Origin of the sequence: Arenimonas sp. (genome assembly GCF_019459675.1) — a bacterium.
Lineage (GTDB): Bacteria > Pseudomonadota > Gammaproteobacteria > Xanthomonadales > Xanthomonadaceae > Arenimonas.
This window is the reverse complement of record NZ_JAIBFH010000211.1, coordinates 1-4,387: the sequence shown is the minus strand read 5'-3', so window position 1 is coordinate 4,387 and position 4,387 is coordinate 1. Positions and strand designations below refer to the sequence as shown.

Genomic DNA, 4,387 nt, shown 5'->3' with positions numbered 1-4,387 from the left:
CTTCGCGTGCCTTCGCTGCGCCGGTGTAGGCGCCGGCTTCGGCGCCGAACAGCTCCGCCTCGATCAGCTCGGCCGGCAGCGCGCCACAGTTGAGCGTTACGAACGGCCCCGACTTCACCGACGAGTTGGCCTGCAGGATGGCGGCAATGCATTCCTTGCCAGACCCGTTCGGGCCGGTGACCAGCACCGGCACGTCGGCCTGCGCCACCTGCGCGGCCAAACCCAGCAGCTGAGCCATGGCGTCGTCGCCCCAGACCATGCCGCGCAGGTCGAGCCGCGACTCGATGCCGGCGCGGGTGCGCTGGCGCGCCCCGCGTTCGCGCGCCAGAAGGCGGTTGGCCTGGCCCAACTCGATCAGGTTGCCCACCGACGCCATCAGCCGCGCGTCGTCCCAGGGCTTGCCCAGGTAGTCAGCGGCGCCGGCCTTGATCAGGCTCACGGCGGCATCTACGTGCGTCCACGCCGTCAGAAGCACGATGGGCAGATCGGGATGCGCCTGGCGAATACGGCGGAACAGTGCTTCACCTTCTTCGCCCGAGGTGGTGTCGGCGCTGAAGTTCATGTCCTGCACCACCAGGTCCACCGGCTGACCCGCCAGAAGCTTCAGCCCTTCATCGGGGCCGTGTGCATACAGCGTGTGGATGTCGTGCAGCGAGAACAGCACGTCCAGCGCCGTGGCGATGGCGGGGTTGTCGTCAATGACCAGGACGGTAGGCATGCACGGAATTCTCACACACTGCGCGTGGCTACGGCAGGCGGTATGGCGGCCGCGCGCCAGGCCGGGCCGACCACCGCCACCAGTCCCAGCAGCACCAGCGCCAGCGCGCCGAAACCAACATAGGAAGGCGGCAGGCGGCCCAGGGACAGGCTGGACATCATCAGAGCGTTCATTGCATAAGCCGCCACGGCGCCGGCCACCACGCCCAGCGTGGTGATCAGCAGGTTCTCGACCAGGAAATATTCCAGCACGTCCGCGCGCCGGGCTCCCAGCGCGCGGCGCACGCCGATCTGCTTGCGGCGCTGGCTGACCCACAGCGAAGCCAGGCCGACGATGCCGGTGGCCGTCATCACCAGCAGCAGCGTGACCACCAGCAGCAGCCCGCGGATCACGGTGCGCTCGCTGCGGTAGCGCTCCGCGCGCGTTTCGTCCATGGTGCGGGCCGACAGCACCAGCCGGCCGGGCTGTTGCTGCTGCAGCAGGCTGCGCGCTTCGCCCAGCACGCGGTCCTGCTGCGACGCCTCGACCCGCACCGCATAACCGAGCACGGGGATGGCCATGCGCTGCGGATAGATCACCGAATGCGCAGGGTCACCGCCCCAGCTGGTGCGGCCCCACGGTGACACCAGTCCGTCCACCACGCCCACCACCTCGATGGCCGGCGCACCGCGGCCGGCGCGGATGGTGCGGCCAACCGCCGATTCGCCCGGGAACAGCGCCGCCTCGAGGCTGCGGGTGATCAAGGCCACTGGCGAATGTTCACTGCCCGGCTTGGACCAGCTCAACAGTCGCTGCTCGTCGGCGCGCAGGTCGCGGCCCGAAACCAGCTGCAGGCCCAAGGTGCGCACGACGTTGGCGTCGGTGCGGTACACCGCCGCCGACGCGGTGGAGTCCACGGCGTCAGGGTCCACCTGGAAGCCGTTGTTGCTGCCCGACTGCGACAGCGGCATCTGGTTCACGTACGACACCGACAGCACGCCCGGAATGGCAGCCAGGCGCTGCACGTCGCGTTCGATCACCGCGCCGGTGTCATCGCCGGCCTTGTCGCTGACCACCAGCGACAGCAGGCCCGCCTCGACTACGCCGCTGGGCGTGGACGCCTCGCGCAGGCGCTCGTTCACCACGTAAAGCGCGTTGGCCAGGATGGCCAGGGTGAGCGCCACCTGCAGCGCGATCAGCAGCACGCCCGAGGCGCTGCGTCGCATGGCGGAGAAGATCGGGCGGATGGTCATGGCGGCGCTCCTATTGGCTCTTGAGCTGGATGGCCGGGCGCACGCTGGCCGCGCGCCAGGTGGGCAGCAGGCCGGCCACGAGGGCGCACAGCAGCGACAGCGCGACGGTCGCCGCCAGTAGCCGCGTGTCCATGCGGTAGAACGTGGGCGAGTCCGCGAGGCCCTGGCCCAGCAGCTGCACGCCGTAAAGCGCCAGTGCCGCCCCTGCCGCCGCCCCCGCTGCGCCGATCACGCCGGCCTCCACGAGATACTGCGCGAAGATGTCGCGCCGCCGAGCTCCCAGCGCGCGCCTGACGCCGATTTCGCCCTGGCGCGCGGTGAACTTCGCCAGCATCAGCGCCATCAGGTTCACCAGGCACACGCACAGGAAGCCAAAGGCCACCCAGGTGGCCATGCGGGTGTCGTTGCCCACCACGCCGATATCGGCCAGCACGCCCCGCACGTCCAGCACCTTCGAGTTGTCGGGGCGGGGCATGCGGCCCAGCGCCTTCTGCTGCGCTACGTAGGCCGACACGTGGTCGCGGAAGCCGTCCGCGTCGCCGGCGCTGGCCAGCTCCACCCAGTACTGCACCCAGGTGCAGTTCGAGTCCAGGAAGCTCTGGAAATCGTAGCCCTGCTCGGCGCCGTCGCAGCTGGTCCAGCCTTCGTTGCGGTAGGAGCGCCCGAGCGCGTTGTTGAACGGGATCCAGAGCTGCTCGGGCGCACTGGTGACGCTGGAGCCGTAGACGCGGTAGAACTTCGGCGTCGGCGCCCAGTTACCGATGACGCCGCTGACGGTGTATTCGCGCTCGTCCACGCGCAGGCGCTGGCCCACGGCCGGGTCGTCGCCGAACAGCCGCCGCGCCAGGTCGGTGCCGATCACGGCTACGTCGGCGCCGCGTGCATCGTCGTTGACGGACCAGGCGGCGCCTTCGCGGAAAGGCACGTCCAGCATCGTGAACAGCTCGCCCGTGGTGGCGATGCCCGGCGTGCGTTCGGCCGGCGGCGCCTGGCTGCCGCGGTCCACCGCCGGCGCGATGCCGTACAGCACCGCGCGCCGCATGCCGAAACCGGAGCGCATCAGGTTGGTGGCGTCGGCGTAGGTAAGCTGCAGGTCGGGCGTGGACAGATCGTCGGCACCCTCCAGCGGCCGCGTGTCCAGCCGCGGCGTGTAAAGCCGGTCGCTCTTGCCCGGGATCGGATCGCCCGCCAGCGCCATCAGCATCGTCAGGCTGGTCATGCTGGCGGCAATGCCCACCGCCAGGATCACCACCATCAGCGCCGTCAGCGCAGGTGCGCGGCGCAGGCTGCGCAGACCCAGCATCAGATAGTAGGCAAGCATGTCGGTATCCCGGGGGTGGGCGTGCGGGGTGGCGTCAGACGCTGCGCGTGGCTTCGGCAGGCGGGATGCGCGCCGCGCGCCAGGCCGGACCCAGTGCCGCCAGCAGGCCCAGCAGCCACAGTGCGATGACGCCGCCCGGCAGATAGTGCAACGGCAGGCGCGGCACTTCCAGCGCGCCCACCAGCCACTGGTTGAGTGCCATCGTCAGGCCCAGGCCCACGGCGATGCCCAGGGTGGTGACCATGAAGTTCTCGACCAGGAAGTAGCGCAGGATGTCGCGCTGCCGGGCGCCGATCGCCCGGCGCACGCCGATCTGCTTGCGCCGTTGGTTCACCCACAGCGAGGCCATGCCGACGATGCCCGACGCGGTCACCACCAGCAGAAGGCCCATGATGGTGACCAGCATCCAGGCCAGCGAGCGGTCGGCGCGGTAGCGGTTGGCGCGTGCCTCCAGCAGGCTGGTGGTGCGCAGGTGCACGCGGTCGTCGCGCGCGGCCACCAGTTTGTCCTCCACTTCGCGCATCAGGCGGTCCAGCTGGCCGGGTTCGGTGCGCACGATGTAGGACGCGTTGGGATCGAGCTGGCGCAGGGGCACGATGATCGAGCGTTCGGCGACGTCGCCCAGCTGCGCCCAGGGGCTCTGCATCTTCTCGACCACGCCCACCACCTCCATCCGCGAATCACCCAGGTACAGCACTTTTCCGACGTAGTTCTTGGCGTCGGGGAACAGGTGCCTGGCCAGGGCGCGGGTGATCACCGTGTGCTTGGGTTCGACGTTGGCCAGCGAAGGTTCGACCACCTGCACTTCGTCGGGCGTGAAGTAGCGGCCTTCGGTCAGCTCCAGGCCCAATGCCTCCACCAGGTTCTCGGAGCTGAAGTAGAACGCGGTGTTGGTGTCCTCGACGCTGTCGTCGTTGCTGTTGGCTCGCACGCTGAGGTTCCAGCCCGACTGGGTGAGCGGCGCCATGTTGGCGGTGGCCACGGCCTTCACGCCCGGCATCGCCCGGATCATCGCCAGGTCGGCGTCGAGCATCGCCGGCACGTCGATGCCTTCGCGGAAGCCGTAGAGACGGATATAGAACGTGTTAGCTTCGTACGCCCCCCCGGGGCGGGGGG

Annotated in this window: 4 protein-coding genes; all 4 read right to left on the bottom strand. The window is 69.6% G+C overall.

Annotated elements, in window-relative coordinates:
- Window positions 1–718, bottom strand: a 718-nt coding sequence (locus K0M70_RS07270) for a sigma 54-interacting transcriptional regulator (protein ID WP_290781046.1), incomplete at its 3' end; no start/stop codon positions are given.
- Window positions 719–729: 11 nt separating this feature from the next.
- Window positions 730–1,950, bottom strand: coding sequence for an FtsX-like permease family protein (locus tag K0M70_RS07265; RefSeq protein WP_290781044.1), 1,221 nt, complete (start codon window positions 1,948–1,950; stop codon window positions 730–732).
- Between the two features lie 10 nt (window positions 1,951–1,960).
- Window positions 1,961–3,271, bottom strand: coding sequence for an ABC transporter permease (locus tag K0M70_RS07260; protein ID WP_290781042.1), 1,311 nt, complete (start codon window positions 3,269–3,271; stop codon window positions 1,961–1,963).
- Between the two features lie 34 nt (window positions 3,272–3,305).
- On the bottom strand, window positions 3,306–4,387 hold a 1,082-nt coding region (locus tag K0M70_RS07255), incomplete at its 5' end, for an FtsX-like permease family protein (protein WP_290781040.1).